A 16,085-nucleotide genomic window follows, 5' to 3' on the forward strand; every position below is an offset into this window, starting at 1 on the left:
CACCATCGAGGGCGATAGGATGCGGCGCACCTCCCAGAGCACACGCATCCTGCACCCCCTCGGCTCCCGGCCGCAGTGCCCGATTACAGCGGGCACTGCGGCCGGGGTTCTTGGGAGGCCAATCGGCCAACAGCTGGGGCTACCGCACGTTGAAGCGCGGCGGTCCCAGGTGCCTGGGCTCATCCGCCCCAGTGGGTGTCGTTGAGGCTGAAGACGGTCGCCGTCGGCGAAGGCGACGTGACCTTCGGCGGGTCCGGCGTCGGCTCAACCTCATCGGCATACGCCGAGCTTGCGGTGAGCCCAATCAGCACGGCTGCAACGGCGGCCAGAGCCAGTGAAGCGATCTTTCTCATCGCCCCTCCCTTCACTTGTTGACGGTTCATCAAGTTCGTTCACAACGATCTCGCAAAGTCCTTGCGCAGGCAAGAGCTGCAGTGGTGCATTTATGTGCAGCAGCAAAAAAGTGCAGCCAGGAGGATCGATGGAGAACCCGCGCACCGTTCCGCCCGAGATCGTCATCTCCGACGATGCCCAGGCCCTCTACACGCGCCTGGCCGCCGAGGGGGGGCAGCCCACTCCGGAGGAGCAGGCCGCCGCACGCCAACTGCACGACCTCGGACTGCTGCGAGACGACCCCATGCAGGGCTACGTCCTGGTCGACCCTCAGTACGCCGGCGCTCGCCTGGAGGCCAACTTCTTCTCGATCTCCGCCCTGATGCTGGAGCAGGCCGCCTCAATCTCAGACGCCTTCAAGCCACTGCGAGCCACGTTCGACAGCAGGGCGGCCGATGCTGCTGGGCTCATCGAGCAGCACCGCGGCTCGGAGGCCATCGGGTGGCGCATGGGCCAGATCTTGAGCGGGTGCAGCACTGAAATTCTGTGCTGCCAACCTGGCGCCCAGCGCAGGCCCGAGGCGATCCAGGAAGCGTCCACCCGGGACCTTGCCGCTCTCCGGCGGGGCGTGGCCATGCGCACCATCTACCACGAGCAGGCGCGGACTGGCGCGGGGATGGACCTCTGGGTGTCGACCATGACAGCTGCCGGCGCCGACATCCGAACGCTCGACGCACACTTCGAGCGGATGTTCATCATCGACCGTCGGATCGCCGTGATCCCCGGTGATCACATTCTGGTAGATAGCACCGATGCAGTTGCCTACGTCGTCAACGACCCGGGCATCGCAGCATTCTTGGCCAGGCAGTTTGAGCGCGACTGGGAACAATCCACCCCATGGAACGATCCCGGGAAGGCGCCCCTTGCGCTGACAACCCGGCAGGCTGCGATCCTTCGCGGCCTCGAGGCGGGCACCAGCCGGGAGAAGCTTGCTCACCAGGTTGGAATCTCTCTGCGCACCCTGGCTGTCGCAGTGTCAGAACTTAAAGATCATTTCGGCGTTAAGAGCGCCTTCGAGCTGGCTTGCTGCTGGAAGGAGTGGCAGGCAGCTCAGGGCGCCGCCCGAAGCTGAGCTGTCAGTCGCCTGACCGTGGCGGCTGGCGCAGCGCCCAGGCTCACCAGGGGATACCCAGCCAGGACGCCCGGAACGTCCACCCCGAGCGCGGGCAGCGTGATGCCAATTGCGTCCAGCGCTGCCCGCAGGCCCTCTGCCGCATCCTGGGCGTCTGTCCACGGATCGGGCAAATGACGGTCCATCACTCAGTGTTCCTGACTGTGAGGTTGGGCCCTGCTAGATCATCGGGAGCTCTGTCGGGACCGGGCTCGCTCCACGAATCACATTGATCGAGGTCCGCCTGGTCCTCCTGTTCGTCGTTCTGCGGCTCGCATGGGTGCCGGACTGTCAGGCGCGAGTGCGCGCGGGTCGGGCCGCGGGTGCCGCGCCGGGGCTCGTGCCAGCCCCGGGCCTCCCCGCCGGGGACGACCCCGCTCACTGGGGCGGCTTCCGGGGCGTCGAGGGAATGGAGTTGAGGGCGTCCGCTGCGGCCTGGCGCTCCGCCGGGCTGGCGGTCGGATCCGTCGCGGCGTTCGCGGCAGCGCCGAGACTGGCGGCGAAGTCCAGCAGCGGGTCGGGCTCCCACAGGTCATCGGGCTCAGGTGTGGACACGGGTGCTCCTCTTCTTGGTGGTGGGTGTGGTGTCGGTCTGCTGGGCGGCCCAGAGCTCGACCCGGATTTCGGAGGTGAACGGCTCGGGCTCGCCGGTCCCGGCGCCGGTCCCGATTCGGCGGACCCAGTCGCGGTGCCGGTGGTCCCAGGCGCCCCACATCTGCAGAGCGCGCCCCAGCCGGGGCAGCGGACGCGGCTCGTACCGGTCAGCCACGGGCCGGCCCCGACAGTGGGACGATCGGCTCCGGGTCGGGCTCGATCTCGGGGATCATCCGCCACGGCCGGGACAGGACATGGCTGTAGCTGCGGTGGTCCGGGTTCGCCTGGAGGTGCTGGAACGACCAGCCGCGGGCGGCCTCGAAGTCCTCGCCGGCGGCGGACTGCTGGCCGCAGAGGACGCCCTGCTCGTTCTCGCCGTTGCACTGGAAGATGTGCAGGGTGGGCGGGGCGTCCGGCTCGAGGTCGGGGGTGGCGGTCCAGTTCATGTGCCGGTACCGGCGGGTGAGGCCCATGGCTCGTCTCTCGTCTGGGTGGCGGGTCGTCAGCTGGAGGGGACCAGGTGGAGCCGCAGCGGGCGGCAGCATGGACAGGTGCTGACCGGGCAGTCGCAGACCACGGCCGGGGCGCCGGCTGTCTCGCGGATGCCGCCCGGACAGCCGTGGTGGGCCCCGGCCTGGCACTCGACGGATATGTACTGGCCGTCCCGGCGGCAGTCGACGGTGAAGGCGACACCGGGCAGCACGAACTCACCGTCGACTCGGTAGTTCGGGAGCGAAACGGCGGCCATCAGCCGGTCGCCATGCAGCGCGCGCAGGACCGGACCGGCCACCCGAGGGGTGCCTCCCCGGTCGGAGTGAAGACGTGGCCCGCGTCGACCAGGTGGTGGTCGGTGCCGCAGCCAATGCAGCGGCGGCCGTGGAGCTGCTCGTCGGTGATTTCGACGGCCCGCTCGGCGCCGACGAGGGGGCGGAAGGCCACCACGGCGGAGGCGGGTTGTGCCTGATGGGTCGTCACCCCTTGATGGTCGGTCGCCGCTTGGGACGAACACACCGCGTTTCCGGGACGTTTGGGACGCTCTGCTGGTACACCTTGACTCGTCCTTGCAGCTCCAGGAGGTGCCCGCGTGAACGACGCTCTGCAACAGGCGATGGTCCGTGCCAACATGAGCGAGTCGCAGCTGGCGCGCGCCTGCGGAGTCGACCCGAAGACGGTCAGCCGGTGGCTCTCCAACCCCGCGCGCCTGCCCCACCCCCGGCACCGCGCTGCGGTCAGCCGGGCCCTCGGCGAGGAGGAGAGCGTGATCTGGCCCGCCGTGCAGCAGCTCGTGAAGTCCGGAGCGGACAGGGAGATGGTCCAGCTCTACCCGTACCGCTCGGCTGCCCCGGCGACGCTATGGCGCCAGCTCCTCCGCCAGGCCAAGACAGAGGTGACGTTCGCGGGCTACACCAACTACTTCCTATGGCTGGAGCACGCGAACCTCGGCGACCTGCTGCGAAAGAAGGCTGCGGCCGGATGTCGGGTCCGATTCGTGCTCGGTGACCCGGCCAGCCCAGTCACGCGGCAGCGGGAGTTGGAGGAGGATGTCCCGCTCACGCTGTCCACCCGGATTGAGGTCACCCTGTCCGAGCTCGCCAAGCTCAAGGACACCACCATCGAGGCCCGCTACGAGACCGGCCACGTCTCCCTTTCCGTCTTCCGGTTCGATCAAGACATGATCGTCACGCCGCTGCTGCCCGGTAGGATCGGCCACGATGCCCCGATGATGCACCTGCGGCGGGCCCAGGCTGACGGAGTGTTCGACCGCTTCGCGGGTCACGTTGAAGACCTGTGGGCCAAGGGGCGCGACGTGTGGACGATCCCGGAGGTGCAGCATGCCCAGGCGTGACTACGAGGACGACCCGAACGCTCCCCAGGCCAACAGCCTGGTGCCGGCCGCCAGCGTCGTCGTCGCCCGCGAGGACGGCCGGGTCCTGCTCCAGCGCCGAACCGACAACGGCCAGTGGGCACTGCCCGGCGGGAAGATGGACTTCGGTGAGTCCATCGCGGACTGCGGGGTCCGGGAGACTCTGGAAGAGACCGGCATCGAGGTAGAGATCGTCGGGATCGTCGGCACCTACACCAATCCCGGCCACGTCTTCGCCTACGACGACGGCGAGGTCCGCCAGGAGTTCTCGATCTGCCTGCTCGGGCGCCCGCTCGGCGGCGAACTACGGGTGTCGGACGAGTCGTTCGAGGTGGCGTGGTTCACCCCGGAGGAGACCGAGGCGTTGCCCATGGTGCCGAGCATCCGTAAGCGGATCACAGACTGGCGCTTCGCTGGTGGCCCAGTAGTCCGCTGACCTAACTCAGCCCTGCGCGCCGGTCCGTCGGGCTGTCGGTGGCCGGGCCTACGATCGCGCACGTGAGCGACACCATCGAGATCCCCGCAGACCTGATCGACCTGCACCGCCAGTGGGCCGAGACCGACCAGGCAGTCCACCAGCGGATCGCCGAGATCGAGCAGCACGAAGCCGAACACGGCCGGCCGCCCCTCCCCACCACCCCGGACGACCCCGGACGCGCGAACGACCAGCTCGCCCAGCTCCGGCAGGCCCGCAGCGATGCTGCCGCAGCGGTGCGCGCGCGGGTGGCCGAGGTGGCTGGAGACCCAGCCCGCCGCTGGGCGGTCCAGGCGGCGCTCCTCGAGGCGGCCGCCGAGCCCGTCGCGGTGTAGCCCGACACGAGGAAGCCGCCCCGCTCTCCTTCGGGAGGGCGGGGCGGCAGCATTTGGCGAAACGCTTCCATGTAGCACGCGCTACGTGTAGCGTGCACTACATGACGGATGCGACAGCACGCCAGCAGGCAGAGCAAGCCCTCCGCACATGGGCCCAGCGCCGGGACCAGATCGAAGCCGACCGCGACCCCCTCATCACCGCCGCCACCGCGGCCGGGGTCGACAAGATGACGATCCACCAGATCACCCGCGTCGCCCGCACCACCACCGACCGCATCCTCGACGCGGCAGCGGCCAGCAGCCTCCGCACCAGCGAGATCACCACCCTGACCAAGAAGGGCATCGCGCCGACCACACGGCCGGACCGCATCCTCCCCCTGCCCGAAGGTGCGGCCGAACTCCTCGCCAAGTACTCGAACGCGGACGCCGGACACCTCTTCCCGAAGCGGCCCCGCCCGAAGGCCCTGGCGCCCGCTCCCGTCATGCCCCGGCCCGAACCGCACGTGATCCAGGAGAGTGGGGAGGCACGACGTCGCCGGCGCGACACCCCCATCGAGGCCGCACCCGTCAGCCCCGCCGACCTCCAGGCCTGGCAGGTCGACACCGCCAAGTACCTCCAGGCGATTCGGCCCGAGCCCGACGAGAGCCAGTCTCAGGCATGACGAATCCTCCCCGTCCCTTCCGTAGGAGGGGCGGGGCGGTGGCGTTCAGCGGCCGAGCGCGGCGACCAGGCTGACCGGCGGTGCGGGTCGGCCGTATGGTTCCTCCCAGGGAGATCGCCCGAGCTGGAGGAACCGTGCCCGAGGAGCCGTTGCACCGTCAGATCGCCGACGACCTGCGGCAGCGCATCCTCGGCGGCGAGCTCCAAGCAGGCGACCCGGTGCCGAGCGAGAACGCGCTGATGGCTGAGTACGGAGTGGCCCAGGGCACCGCACGGAAGGCGCTCGGTGCGCTGGTAGCCGAGGGCCTGACCGAGGCCCGGCGCGGCTCCGGCACCCGAGTGCGGGGCTTCCGTCCGATCCTGCGCCGCGGCTCGCGCCGCCTCGACCGGTCCGTCTGGGGCGAGGGCCGATCGGTGTGGGAGGTCGACCTGGACGGCCGGCCACTGGAGGTGGACCGGCTGACGGTCCAGGAGCAACCGTGCCCGGAGCGCCTGGCCGGCGCGCTTGGCATCGCGATCGGGGATCCGGTGTGGGTGCGGGACCGGCGGTACCTGGTGGAGGGCGAGCCGGTGATGCTGGCGGCCTCGTACCACCCGGCGTCGATCGTGGCGGGGTCGGCGATCACCCGGGAGGACACCGGCCCGGGCGGGGCGCCCGCGAGGTTGGCGGAGTTGGGGTTCGCGGCGGTGCACTACCGCGAGCAGGCACGCACCCGGATGCCGCTCCCCGGGGAGGCTGCCGCGCTGGAGCTCGGCGCGGGCACTCCGGTGATGCTGGTCGTGCGGTACGGGTGGGCCGAGGGCGGGGTGCCGGTGGAGGTCACCGAGATGACGGCTGACGGCTCCCGGTACCTGATGGAGTGGGAGTTCCCGGCGTGACTCAAGGTGCCTGACGGACAGTCACCCAACCGTTGACTTCTGTATAGAACTCGCCGGATAGTTCTTTACAGAACCCCGGGAGTTGAGGGGTTCCTCCCCGCCCCGGCCGACCTGCTGGCGAGCCGTACGACCGGGACGGGTTCCGCAACACAGCACGGCCCCAGGCGCCAACAGGCGCACGGGTTCCGCACGTTGTGAGGAGAACCCAGTATGACCACCGCACCCCAGCGCCCGCCAGGGCCCATGGCACCCGACACCGCCGCGCTCCGAAACCCGGACCTGCTGCTGACGGACAGCCAGTTCGCCAGCGTGGTGAACACCATCCTGGACAACAACCCCAGCATGACCACCGACATGGCCAAGAGGATCGCCGTCGAGGGCATCCGCTTCGTCGTCACGGGAGCCCTCCGGCCCGAACTCGCCATGGCGCCCAGCCGCATCGTGGACGAGGGATGGCACGCCCTGATCATGCACACCACGCTGTACGCCGACCTGTGCGAGCGGTTCGGCCAGTTCGTCCACCACGCCCCCGGCTTCGACCCGGATCACTTCGACCCGGACATCCTGGAGAACACCCAGCGGGCCATCCAGGGTGTCGGATTCGAGGTCGACGCCGACCTGTGGCGGGCCCCGGACGACAACTCCCTGGTGAGCGTCGCCGCCAACTGTCAGCACGCACCGAACTGCTCGACCATCAAGCCCACCAAGCCGGGCGAAAAGCCGTGCCACAAGCCCAGTAAGTAACCCGCCAAGCGCCCCCGCCTCCGCGCACGCCAGAGGCGGGGCGCGTACCCTGCTGCCATCGACAGGAGGTGTCCTCATGGAGTGGATCAACCCGAAGTACGCCGAGCTGGTAGCCGACTACCGGATGCCGATAGACCCCGACATGACACCGATCAGCCCGATGGCCCGGCCCGACGGTGAACCCGTGGCACCGGTGCGGGGGTTCATCATGGAGCCCCTGGCCGACTGAAAGCCAACCGCAAACACCGCCCCCTGCACCGGCCGAAGCCGGGCAGGGGGCGGTGTTCGTTCAGCGGCCGAGCGTGCCGTACGCAGCAACCCCCAGCGCCGCCAGACTCACCACAGCACCCAGCGTCGGCAACGGCCAGCGGGCGCCCTTGAGGGTGTCGACTTCCTTCCGCAGTAACGCGATCTCGTCAGCCGTCCGCTTGTCCAGCTCGGCCACCTTCGCGTCCGTCTGGTCAGCACGCTGGAGGAGTAGGTTCAACTGGCCATCGGTTCGGGCGAAACCCACGTCCACACTCCTCCGGAGCTCCGCGAGCTCCAGCGCTACCGAGATGCCAGCGTCGCCAGCCTGGGCCGTCACTCGTTCGTCGCCCGCCGGTACGCGGCGGCGTCCGGATCGGCAGCGGCCCGGAGCCAGGCTGGCAGCCGCCGGTTGACCGCCGGGTTGGCCATGACCCGGGTTACGACCGTGGCGACCGTGACTGCGGTGGCCAGGCCGGGCAGAGTTGCCGGAAGGTCGCCGGCGTTGACCAGCAGCGGGATCGCCGCGAGCAGGCCGAGCACGGTCTGGACGGTGGTGCGGATGGTCCGGCGCGTGGCGTCGGTCATGGTGATCTCCGATCAGGTGATGGTCGGTCAGTTGGTGACGGGGGCGGTCCAGGCAGCGGCCCAGGTGACCGGGCCGACGATTCCGTCGACCGGCTGGAGGCTCTTCTCGGCCTGGAAGCGGCGGGCCACCTCGGCCGAGGCCGGGCCGAACCAGCCGTCCACGTCGATCTGCCAGCCGCGGTCGCGCATCCGCTGCTGCCAGATCCGGGCGGCCTCGTGGTGGGTGGTGGCGCGCAGGTACACCCCAGGCCAGTCCGGGCCGGACGGTGGCGGAGTCGGCGTGGGCGCCGGGGCCGGCGCGGTGCTGCCCGGCCGCGGGGCACCCGCCTGGACCCAGGCGTAGAGCGGGCCGCCGGGGCAGCTGGTGGCGTAGCCGTCCCGGTGGCCCTTGATCTCCGGGCCCGCGCCGCCGTCGCGCTGGAGCCACTCGACCGCGTCGCGCAGGCCGTGCAGCATCGCCTCGGTGGGCTCGGTCAGGCCGGAGTCGCCGACCATTGCGCAGACCGCGTAGTGGGCTGCGTTGAGTGAACTGCCGCCGTTCGCACCGTTCTTGACGTGGGCGCCGCGGCCCTCGAAGACGACCGAGTGCGGGCACACCACGGCGGTGTACGCGATCGAGATCCAGCCCTCGTTCCGGTCAGCCATGTGGCTGGCCTCGATCGCGTTGACCCGTCCGGCGCACCGGTGATGCTGGTCCGGCCCGGCGAGGTCGGCCGGGACGGCGGTGCCCTCGTAATGGATCTTCACGCCGCGGGTGACGTCGATCCTGGTGAACGGCGCCTTCGGCTGCGGGGCGCCCCGATCGGCGCGGCTGACGAACTGCATGACTCTCCTTGGACATGGGAAAGCCCCCGGCCAAGGCGGCACGGGGGCAGGGGTGGGTGGGACTCAGGCGAGGGTGACGTCGGCTGCGGTGAGGTCCACGCTGAAGTCCGTGTAATGGCGCAGGATGACCTGGTGCCCGGCGGTGGCCAACGGCTGGGCGATGTCGGTGGCGGTGCGGATCCCGCCGGTGTACTCGCCGGTGCGGGCCGGCCAGCCGGGGATGTCCTCCTGGGAGGTGATCGCGTAGACGACCCACTCGGTGGAGGCGGCGGTCGGCCGGGCTACGGCCATCAGCCACAGTTCGCCGTACGCCACGTCCTGGCCCCACTGGGGTGTGCTGGCCTGGCCGGCGAGGCCGGTACGGAACTGTTCGCGCGCATAGGCATCCAGGGCTGCGGTGAACGCCACCGGATCCAGGCTGCCGAGGGTGTTGACGAGGCGCATGGTGGTCTCCTCAGGGGATGCTGCGGATGAGTCGGGTCTGGGCGGCGACGGCTCCGGCGCCGCCGGTGCGCTGTGCTTCGACGCTGAGCTGGTACTGGTCGCCGATGGCGACGCCGGGCAGCGGGCCGGTGTAGTCGAAGGTGGTGCCGGCCGCGACGGCCGGGCCCCACTGGGTTCCGTTGACCATCACGCGGACGGTGCCGGTGGTGCCGCCGACGGACACGGTGGTGGTCAAGGCGAGGCGAACTGCCGTGCCCCATAGGACATTGCTGCTGGTGGCGATGGCGGTGTACCCGGCGGCGGTGGTCTGTGGCCACCGGGCTGGGTCGGCGTCCAGCGGCGGCAGGAGCGCGTCTGCGGCGGAGAGGTCGACTCTCTGGGCGCGGAGCTCGGCGACCTGCCGCTGCAGGGTGGCGAGGTCGCGCGCCAAGTCGGCGGGCTCGCGTGGCAGTTGGTCCAGGCGTCGGGTCATTCGTCCTCCAGGAGGGTGGGCACGAGGCTGTCCGCCGTGGTGTCGAGGGCCCAGGCGTAGGCGCGGGCGGTGACCGCGGTCCCGGCCGGGTGCCGGGGAGAGGAGGCGATCTGGATGCCGATGCTGTCGCCGAGCCCCCACTCTGAGCCGAGCCGTGGCGCCCGGGATGCTGTCGCCTGAAGTGCCCACGCCCGGGCGCCCGTTGCGGACAGGGCGAGTGCCTGGGCGGCGTGGCGGTCCAGCTGGCCGGTGTCGGTGATGCCGGCCGCCGGTGTGAACCGGTCCTCCCAGAGCGGCCAGCCCGCGGCGATCGCCTCGGCGGCGGTGTGTACCGCGCTGGTGGCCCGGGTGCCGTCGGCCTGTGCGCCGCGGGCGATGGTCCGGGTGGCGCCCTTGCCGCGCTCGTACGACTCGCTGACCACGTACGAGGAGAGACAGCCCGGCATGTCGAAGATCGCGGCGGGTCGGTCGGTCACCACCCCGAGGGTTGGGCGGATGCGCAGGATCAGCTGGAAGCGGGTCTGCGCGGCGTCCGCCCAGGCGACGTCGATGGTCCACTCGGGGGCGCCGGCCATCGCGGCGACCTCCTGCAGGCCGGAGGAGACGGTGCGGTCGGCGGAGTCGGCCATGGTGTAGTCGATCACCGTGCCGCTGGCGGCGGTGTCGAGCACTAACGGTGGCCCGGACGTGAGCACCGCGGTCGCCAGGTCGGCCATGACCGTCGTCATATCGGTGGCGGTGGCGGTGTAGTCGCCGGGGTAGCGGCGGTCCAGGTACGCCTCGGCGGTTGCGGCGGTGAGGTCCAGCGTGGGGCTGCTGCCGCCCTCGCGGCGCAGGGTGAGCCCGCCCCAGAGGGGGAGGCCGGTCGCCGTGTCGACCGCGACCAGCATGGTGCGGCCCTGGTCTGTCGCCGCCTCCCACCCGGCGGGTGCCCCGTCGAGTGCGAGGCTGAACGACGTGGACGTCGGGGCGCCCATCCGCCGCGACAGCACCTGCTGCGGGCGCAGGGACCGCAGCTCCTCCGCGATCCGCCCGGTCCGCAAGTCGCAGCCGTACCACGCCAGTTCGACCGGTGCCATCAGGAAACGGGTTCGTAGGTGATGTTCCAGGACAGGCGGGTCGCGGAACTGGCGCCGACCGGGAGGGTGTTGGAGACGTTGGCGGTGCTGGAGGCGGTGGAGCCGGTCTTGACCGGGAACACCATCAGGACGCCGCCGGGGTCGATCTCGACGGCGCCGAGGAAGTTGTTCGAGGCGAGGACGGTGTAGTCGCAGCTGCCGATCTCGTAGATGCCGACGGAGGCCGCGGCCACCGGCAGGCTGAGGAACCACGTGCCCGTGCCGCCGTTACTGAGGCTGCCGAGCTGGAGGGTGCCGCGGCAGTTGATCTGTCCGCCGATACGGGCCCACCGCGCGGCCAGAGTCCCGTTGTTCAGAACCGGGTTGGTGGTGCTGGCCGTCCAGGCCGGCGTGTAGGCGGTGTAGTCGCCCTGCGCTCGCCAGGCGGTGCCGTTCCAGTACTCGGGCACGCCTCGGACGCTGTTGTAGCGGGCCTGTCCGACGTGGACACCCGAGATGGCGATGTCGGCGGCGGAGGAGACCGGCAGGATCCCGCCGGGGGCGACGGTCACCTGCCGGACGGTGGCTGACACGGTCGCCGAACCGGTGCCGCCACCGGCGGTGTTGGGGACGGTGATGGTGGCGAGCGGGATGTAGATCTCGGTGGCCCCGGGGACCGGCGCGGCCGGGCTGGCGGACGGCGTGCCGGTGAGCAGGACGGTGTCGGCCCTGCGCAGGCCGGAGGAGTCGACGGCTGTGTCCCACACCCGCAGGTAGACCAGGTCGATGCGGGTGTAGGTGCCGTTGGCGGCGGCCAGGGCGCCGGGGCTGGAGGCGGCCAGCTGGGCGCGGTAGACACCCTGTCCGCTGCGGTGCAGGGTCGCGGCGCCGCCGGTGACGTTGACGGTGGTCCCGGCGAGGCTGACCGCCAGGCCTGGGTCGCCGGGCCGGGTGCCGGGGCGGGAGCCGAGCGCGGTGCCGTCCGCCATCACGAGGGCGGAGTCCATCCGGCGGAGCTCGGTCTCGTCGTAGCTGATGGACGGCAGCCACAGCGGGTCGGAGGGCAACGGGGTCTCCTTACAGCCAGGCGGACCGGCAGGTGCCGGTCAGGCGGGCGGACGGGTCGTAGGAGGAGGCGGACCAGCTGATCGCCACCGAGGTACCGGGCGGGATCTCCGGCCACTGGCCCGACAGGTACATGCGCCGCGAGACAGCGCCGTTGAGGACGGCGGAGTGCTGGTCGGTGTCGATGACCAGGACGTCACCGGCGCCCAGCGAGTCTCCGTAGAGGAGAGCGCGCACGGTGCCGTCCGGGTACTGCACCGTGATGGTGGGGGTGGTGACCGGCCCGGTGAGGGTGAGTTGGGGCCGGGTGGCGACGGTGCCGGCGTTGGTCAGGGTGATCGTGCCGGACACGGTGGTCGCCGTGATCGTCAGCGGCAGAGTGACCGGCAGGGTGAGCCCGCCGGTCACCGACGGCAGCGCGGTGGACTGGGACTGCAGGGTGGTGCTGTAGCGGCGCGGGTCGGCGGCGGTCAGCAGCACGGAGTACGAGGCGATCCGGTCGGTGTCCGGCCGAAGCAGCAGCCTCCCCGAGCGCCGCACAGTGACCTGCCGAGGCACGGCCTCCACGACGGTGAGCACCGTGTCGGTGAGGGCGGCCGCGGCGCTGAGCTGATCGGTCGCCAGGTCGAGCGACGCCAGGTCCGGCGCGATGATCTTCCCGGTCAGTGTCAGCACTCTGGCCTGCAGGTAGACCGGCCCTGCCCAGGCGCCGTGGTCGGCCTCCCGCTCGGTGTACCGGGTCCGCACGTCGGGGCTGTCCCAGCCCTGCAGCCCGTCGGGGTCGATGGTCCAGGCGATGCCGGCCGCGTCCACCGCGCCCAGCAGCAGGCCGCCGAGGGCGACTTGCTTGCCGGCCAGGACCTGACCCGGCGTGTATCCGGCCACGCGCCTCCTCCTCTCAGGTCACGAACTCCATGTGCCGCACCAGGTCGGCCATCTGCTCCTGCAGGCCCTGGTGGGCACCGTTCAGCGTGATGGTGGTGATCCGCCCGGCGGCGGCCTGGCCCGAGGCGGCCGGGGTGGTGGCGATCTGCCGCATCGGCGTCAGCTCCCGCGCGGTGGGCACGAGTTGCAGTCCGAAGCGGCCGGCGACCTCGCCGAGCAGGGCAGTCGAACGGGCCCGCTTCGAGGCGGATAGCGGGATGTACGCCTCGGGCCCGGCCTCTGCCCACAGGATCGGCCGGTTCGCGATGGCGGCCTGGCGGGTGTAGAGGCCGTTCGCGGCGGCGGTGATGCCACCGTCGGCCATGCCGAGGATCCCGCCGTTCGCCTGCGGCATGGGCAGCGGCTTCCCGCCGTACGGCCCCACCCCGGTCGTGTAGTAGTCGGTGTGCACCCGAATGGTGACCGACCGGTCGCGGATCTGGTCGATGTAACCCTGGATCGCCGTGGCCGAGTTGAAGGCGTCGCTGGTCGGCACGGTCACCCGGACCTGCCCGTCCTTCATGTGCTCGACCTTGTAGCCGAGCGCGAGCAGACCCTGCTCCGCCTCGGCGGTCACCGCCTTCATCGTGACGCTCTTGCCGGGCGGGACCCCCTCGACCGTCTGCCGGACCCGCTCGAGATCGGCGATGACCTGCAGAGCACCGGGGTCGGTCACCGTCGTCTGGGCGGTGGCCGGGAGCTGGGTGTAGGCCTTGGTCAGCGACTCGATCTGGAGCGAGGTGAATCCGGCCTGCCGCATGGTGGCCTTGAGCATCTCGATGTCGCGGGCCAGGACGACCTGCCCGGCCTCCACGCTGTCCTGCTGCTTGGAGACGGCCTCGGCGTGAGCGAGCGCCGCCGAGGCCGCGCCGAGGAACGCGTCCTTCACGTCGCGCCCCTTGGCGGTGGTGATGTCCAGCCCCGTCCCGTTGTCCCTGACCTTGTCGCTCAGGTCCGCGAGCGACCCCTGGAAGCTGATCGCTGCCTTGGCGGAGGAGATGTTGCGGCCGTTGAGGACGTCGAGGGCGTCGCTCAACTTCTCCGCCGCGCTCTTCTGCTTCTCCAGGTCGGCGGCGGTCTTCACCGCCTCAGTGCCGAGCTTGGCAGTGCCGGCCGCGGCCTGCCCGGAGGCCTCCGCCTCGCGCTTGGCTGCGGCCTGAGCGCCGTTCACCTGGCCGGTCATGCTCGTGAGGGAGTCATCGACCTTGAGCAGGCTCTGGACCCATTCGTAGCCGGCGGCGGAGGTGTCCACCTGCGCGGCCCCGAGCTCCGCGGCCGACTCCCGCGTGTCCGCGAGCTGCGTGTTGACCCGCTCCAGCGCTTCGCCGCTGCCGAGGATCGCCTCGGTCAGGTCGGCGGTGGACAGGTGCAGGTCGTCTGCCGCTCGCAGGACGCCCTTGGTCTCCAACTCATGGGACACCCACTTGCGGGTGTTCTCCCCCACTGCGCCTGAGTCCGCCTTGACCGCCTCGGTGAGGGCCTTCACCTCCTCCTTGGTGTCGTCGGCTGCCCCGGCGAACAGGGTCAGCACGGTGATGCCGGCGGTGAGAGCGGCGCCCCAGGGCCCGAACATGAACGAGGTCGTCGCGGAGGCGGCCGCCGACAACCGCGGCATGGTGACGGCCAGTTCGGTCACCGCGGTGCGGAACGCGACCACGCGCGGGAGGACCAGGACGAACGCGCCCGCCGCGAGGGTGAGAGCGCCGACCAGACCCATCGTCAGGGTGACGGAGGACTGCATCTCGGGCGAGAGGTTGCTGTACGCCTCGATCAGGTGGGTGATCCACTGGGCGATCTCGCGCAGGGCAGCGGTCGCGCCGCTGCCAGACTCGATCAGCGCGGTCTCCAGCGAGCCGCGCAGCCGCTCCAGGTCCCCAACGAGATTGTCGGTCTGCTGCTGGGCGACCCGGGACGCGAACCCCTGGTCGCGCACCGCATCCGTCCAGTTGCGGACTCCCTGCTCGCCCGCGCGGTACAAAATGGAGGCCGCTCGCACGGCATCCGAACCGAAAATCACACCGAAAGCCGCGTTCCTGGCTTCGGGGGTGAGGTTCCCGAAGGAGCTGGCCAGGCGCTTGGCGAGCTCGTTCAGACCGACGAACTGCCCGGCCGAGTCATAGGCGCTGAAGCCCAACTTCTGCATCATGCCGAGGGCTTCGTCCGACTGCGGGGTCAGCCGCTGCAGCATCGTCTTCAGGGACGTGCCCGCATCCGAGCCGACCAAGGCGTTCTGCGCGAAAAGGGCCAAGACTCCGGCGGTGTCCTCCAGAGACAGGCCGGTCTGCTGAGCCACCAGCGCCGACATCCGGAAGGCAAATCCGAGATCGTGCACGTTCGTTGCGCTCTTGCCGGCCGCAGCCGCGATGACGTCGGCGATCCTGCGCGTGTCCTTGCCCTTGAGCTGGAAGGCATTCATCGCCTGCGCGGTCAGGACCGCGGACTCGGCGAGGCCAAGCTGACCGGCGGAGGCGAGGTCGAGGGAGGCCCGCAGGGCGCCGCCGGTAATGTCGGCGACCGAGATACCCGCGCGGGCGAGCTCCGCCTCGGCGGTCGCGGCCTCGCCGGCGCTGAAAACTGTCGCCTTCCCTGCGTCCAACGCGGCCTGGCGCAGGGCGTCGAGATCCTTGCCCGTGGCACCGCTGGCAGCACCGACCACCGACATGGCCTGCTCGAACCGCGCGGCCGCCACCACCGCAGCGGCGAACACCGCGAGCAGCGCGACCCCGGACATGCGGACCGTGCGCCAGGCGGCGGCCGAGGTGGTGGCAGAGGCCGTCATCGCGGTGGCGACGGCTGCGGCCTGGGCGCGCGCGCCGGCCGACCAGGCGGTGACGGCGCTCTGCGCGCGCGTGATGGCGGTGGCCTGCGCTGCAGCGCTGGTGACGGTCGCAGCTTGCGCGGCCGCCGCTGCGGTGGTGACCTCGGCCAGCGCCAGGCGTGAGGCCAGCGAGAGGCGGGCCGTGCCGGTCGCCGCAGTGACGGTGGCTTCGGTGATCGCGGTGGTGGTCTGGGTGATGGCCAGCGAAGAGCGAGTGGCAGCGCCGGTAACCTCCGCCAGGGCCCGGCCGCCGGCCGCTCCCGCCGCCCGGAACGCGGGCGGGACCTGGCCTGCGGCCTCGGCCACGGTGCGGGTCGCGGTGGCTGCGCGCTGGGCGGCCGCCGAGGTGGTGCGCGCCGAGGCGGTAGCGCTCGCTGCCGCCTCGCCGAACGCCGACTGCGACAGGGCGGCGGCCTGCTGAGCGCTCAGACCGATGCGCTGACTGTCGCGCACCGCGCTCTGCGCGCCCCGGCTGTAGCCGGTGGTCTGCAGGTTCAGGCCTACGGTGACCACGCGCTCCGTCATTAGGGTTACCCCTTTCGTCGGCTCACGCGCACCTGGGCGCCTCGGCTGTCTCCGCCGGCGTTCT

The 16,085-nt window shown here is 71.0% G+C and carries 23 protein-coding genes; 8 read left to right on the top strand and 15 right to left on the bottom strand.

All coding sequences use genetic code 11. The features are described 5' to 3' along the window. Nucleotides 1-179: 179 nt before the first annotated feature. Nucleotides 180-353 carry a hypothetical protein gene (locus tag F4556_RS11670; RefSeq protein ID WP_184914044.1) on the bottom strand — a complete coding sequence of 58 codons (174 nt, stop codon included), beginning with the start codon at nucleotides 351-353 and terminating at the stop codon, nucleotides 180-182. A gap of 128 nt (nucleotides 354-481) precedes the next feature. Between F4556_RS11670 and F4556_RS11675 the strand changes: the two genes are divergently transcribed. Further along, nucleotides 482-1,465: a LuxR C-terminal-related transcriptional regulator gene (locus F4556_RS11675; protein WP_184914046.1), complete on the top strand. Its 984-nt coding sequence runs from the start codon at nucleotides 482-484 to the stop codon at nucleotides 1,463-1,465. Nucleotides 1,466-1,882: 417 nt separating this feature from the next. On the opposite strand, the gene F4556_RS11680 is transcribed toward F4556_RS11675, so the two are convergent. The 5 genes from F4556_RS11680 to F4556_RS11700 are packed head-to-tail and all read right to left on the bottom strand — an operon-like array spanning nucleotide 1,883 to nucleotide 3,073. Beyond that, nucleotides 1,883-2,059 (bottom strand): hypothetical protein, encoded by a 177-nt coding sequence (locus F4556_RS11680; RefSeq protein ID WP_184914048.1) that lies wholly within the window; start codon nucleotides 2,057-2,059, stop codon nucleotides 1,883-1,885. Then, nucleotides 2,046-2,273: a hypothetical protein gene (locus F4556_RS11685; protein ID WP_184914050.1), complete on the bottom strand. Its 228-nt coding sequence runs from the start codon at nucleotides 2,271-2,273 to the stop codon at nucleotides 2,046-2,048. The genes F4556_RS11680 and F4556_RS11685 overlap by 14 nt, the downstream gene beginning before the upstream one ends. Beyond that, complete coding sequence (locus F4556_RS11690) at nucleotides 2,266-2,571, bottom strand: DUF7848 domain-containing protein (protein ID WP_184914052.1); 306 nt, start codon at nucleotides 2,569-2,571, stop codon at nucleotides 2,266-2,268. Before F4556_RS11690 ends, F4556_RS11685 begins: the two co-directional genes overlap by 8 nt. 29 nt (nucleotides 2,572-2,600) lie before the next feature. Then, nucleotides 2,601-2,888 (bottom strand): hypothetical protein, encoded by a 288-nt coding sequence (locus tag F4556_RS11695; RefSeq protein ID WP_184914054.1) that lies wholly within the window; start codon nucleotides 2,886-2,888, stop codon nucleotides 2,601-2,603. After that, nucleotides 2,846-3,073 carry a hypothetical protein gene (locus F4556_RS11700; protein ID WP_184914056.1) on the bottom strand — a complete coding sequence of 76 codons (228 nt, stop codon included), beginning with the start codon at nucleotides 3,071-3,073 and terminating at the stop codon, nucleotides 2,846-2,848. Before F4556_RS11700 ends, F4556_RS11695 begins: the two co-directional genes overlap by 43 nt. 109 nt (nucleotides 3,074-3,182) lie before the next feature. Between F4556_RS11700 and F4556_RS11705 the strand changes: the two genes are divergently transcribed. From F4556_RS11705 to F4556_RS11735, 7 genes are all read left to right on the top strand, one after another. Then, nucleotides 3,183-3,944, top strand: a complete 762-nt coding sequence (locus F4556_RS11705; protein WP_184914057.1) for a helix-turn-helix domain-containing protein — start codon at nucleotides 3,183-3,185, stop codon at nucleotides 3,942-3,944. Then, complete coding sequence (locus F4556_RS11710; RefSeq protein WP_184914059.1) at nucleotides 3,931-4,398, top strand: NUDIX hydrolase; 468 nt, start codon at nucleotides 3,931-3,933, stop codon at nucleotides 4,396-4,398. Before F4556_RS11705 ends, F4556_RS11710 begins: the two co-directional genes overlap by 14 nt. Before the next feature lie 62 nt (nucleotides 4,399-4,460). Then, nucleotides 4,461-4,772 (top strand): hypothetical protein, encoded by a 312-nt coding sequence (locus F4556_RS11715; RefSeq protein WP_184914061.1) that lies wholly within the window; start codon nucleotides 4,461-4,463, stop codon nucleotides 4,770-4,772. Between the two features lie 101 nt (nucleotides 4,773-4,873). Then, complete coding sequence (locus F4556_RS11720; protein WP_184914063.1) at nucleotides 4,874-5,434, top strand: hypothetical protein; 561 nt, start codon at nucleotides 4,874-4,876, stop codon at nucleotides 5,432-5,434. Between the two features lie 134 nt (nucleotides 5,435-5,568). Next, nucleotides 5,569-6,312 carry a GntR family transcriptional regulator gene (locus F4556_RS11725; RefSeq protein WP_313068270.1) on the top strand — a complete coding sequence of 248 codons (744 nt, stop codon included), beginning with the start codon at nucleotides 5,569-5,571 and terminating at the stop codon, nucleotides 6,310-6,312. 210 nt (nucleotides 6,313-6,522) lie between these two features. Beyond that, nucleotides 6,523-7,056, top strand: a complete 534-nt coding sequence (locus F4556_RS11730) for a UCP032817 domain-containing protein (protein WP_246510999.1) — start codon at nucleotides 6,523-6,525, stop codon at nucleotides 7,054-7,056. Nucleotides 7,057-7,132: 76 nt separating this feature from the next. Further along, on the top strand, nucleotides 7,133-7,285 hold the full coding sequence (locus F4556_RS11735) for a hypothetical protein (protein ID WP_184914066.1): 153 nt from the start codon (nucleotides 7,133-7,135) through the stop codon (nucleotides 7,283-7,285). 60 nt (nucleotides 7,286-7,345) lie between these two features. On the opposite strand, the gene F4556_RS11740 is transcribed toward F4556_RS11735, so the two are convergent. The 9 genes from F4556_RS11740 to F4556_RS11780 form a co-directional block, all read right to left on the bottom strand. After that, the gene (locus F4556_RS11740) at nucleotides 7,346-7,570 is read right to left on the bottom strand and encodes a hypothetical protein (protein WP_246511000.1); all 225 of its coding nucleotides are present in this window, start codon (nucleotides 7,568-7,570) and stop codon (nucleotides 7,346-7,348) included. Nucleotides 7,571-7,638: 68 nt separating this feature from the next. After that, nucleotides 7,639-7,890, bottom strand: a complete 252-nt coding sequence (locus F4556_RS11745) for a hypothetical protein (RefSeq protein WP_184914068.1) — start codon at nucleotides 7,888-7,890, stop codon at nucleotides 7,639-7,641. A 27-nt stretch (nucleotides 7,891-7,917) separates the two neighbouring features. Beyond that, nucleotides 7,918-8,715: a peptidoglycan recognition protein family protein gene (locus tag F4556_RS11750; protein ID WP_184914070.1), complete on the bottom strand. Its 798-nt coding sequence runs from the start codon at nucleotides 8,713-8,715 to the stop codon at nucleotides 7,918-7,920. A gap of 63 nt (nucleotides 8,716-8,778) precedes the next feature. Further along, nucleotides 8,779-9,159, bottom strand: a complete 381-nt coding sequence (locus tag F4556_RS11755; RefSeq protein ID WP_184914072.1) for a hypothetical protein — start codon at nucleotides 9,157-9,159, stop codon at nucleotides 8,779-8,781. A gap of 10 nt (nucleotides 9,160-9,169) precedes the next feature. After that, nucleotides 9,170-9,631 (bottom strand): hypothetical protein, encoded by a 462-nt coding sequence (locus tag F4556_RS11760; RefSeq protein WP_184914074.1) that lies wholly within the window; start codon nucleotides 9,629-9,631, stop codon nucleotides 9,170-9,172. Further along, complete coding sequence (locus tag F4556_RS11765) at nucleotides 9,628-10,710, bottom strand: hypothetical protein (protein WP_246511001.1); 1,083 nt, start codon at nucleotides 10,708-10,710, stop codon at nucleotides 9,628-9,630. The genes F4556_RS11760 and F4556_RS11765 overlap by 4 nt, the downstream gene beginning before the upstream one ends. Then, a complete protein-coding gene (locus F4556_RS11770; protein WP_184914076.1) occupies nucleotides 10,710-11,756 on the bottom strand; it encodes a hypothetical protein in 1,047 nt (348 codons plus the stop codon). The genes F4556_RS11765 and F4556_RS11770 overlap by 1 nt, the downstream gene beginning before the upstream one ends. Nucleotides 11,757-11,766: 10 nt before the next feature. Then, entirely contained in the window at nucleotides 11,767-12,639 is an 873-nt protein-coding gene (locus tag F4556_RS11775) for a phage distal tail protein (protein WP_184914077.1), read from the bottom strand. Between the two features lie 13 nt (nucleotides 12,640-12,652). Continuing rightward, nucleotides 12,653-16,021, bottom strand: a complete 3,369-nt coding sequence (locus tag F4556_RS11780; RefSeq protein WP_184914079.1) for a phage tail tape measure protein — start codon at nucleotides 16,019-16,021, stop codon at nucleotides 12,653-12,655. Nucleotides 16,022-16,085 lie beyond the last annotated feature (64 nt).

It is taken from the genome of Kitasatospora gansuensis, from assembly GCF_014203705.1.
Taxonomy (GTDB): domain Bacteria; phylum Actinomycetota; class Actinomycetes; order Streptomycetales; family Streptomycetaceae; genus Kitasatospora; species Kitasatospora gansuensis.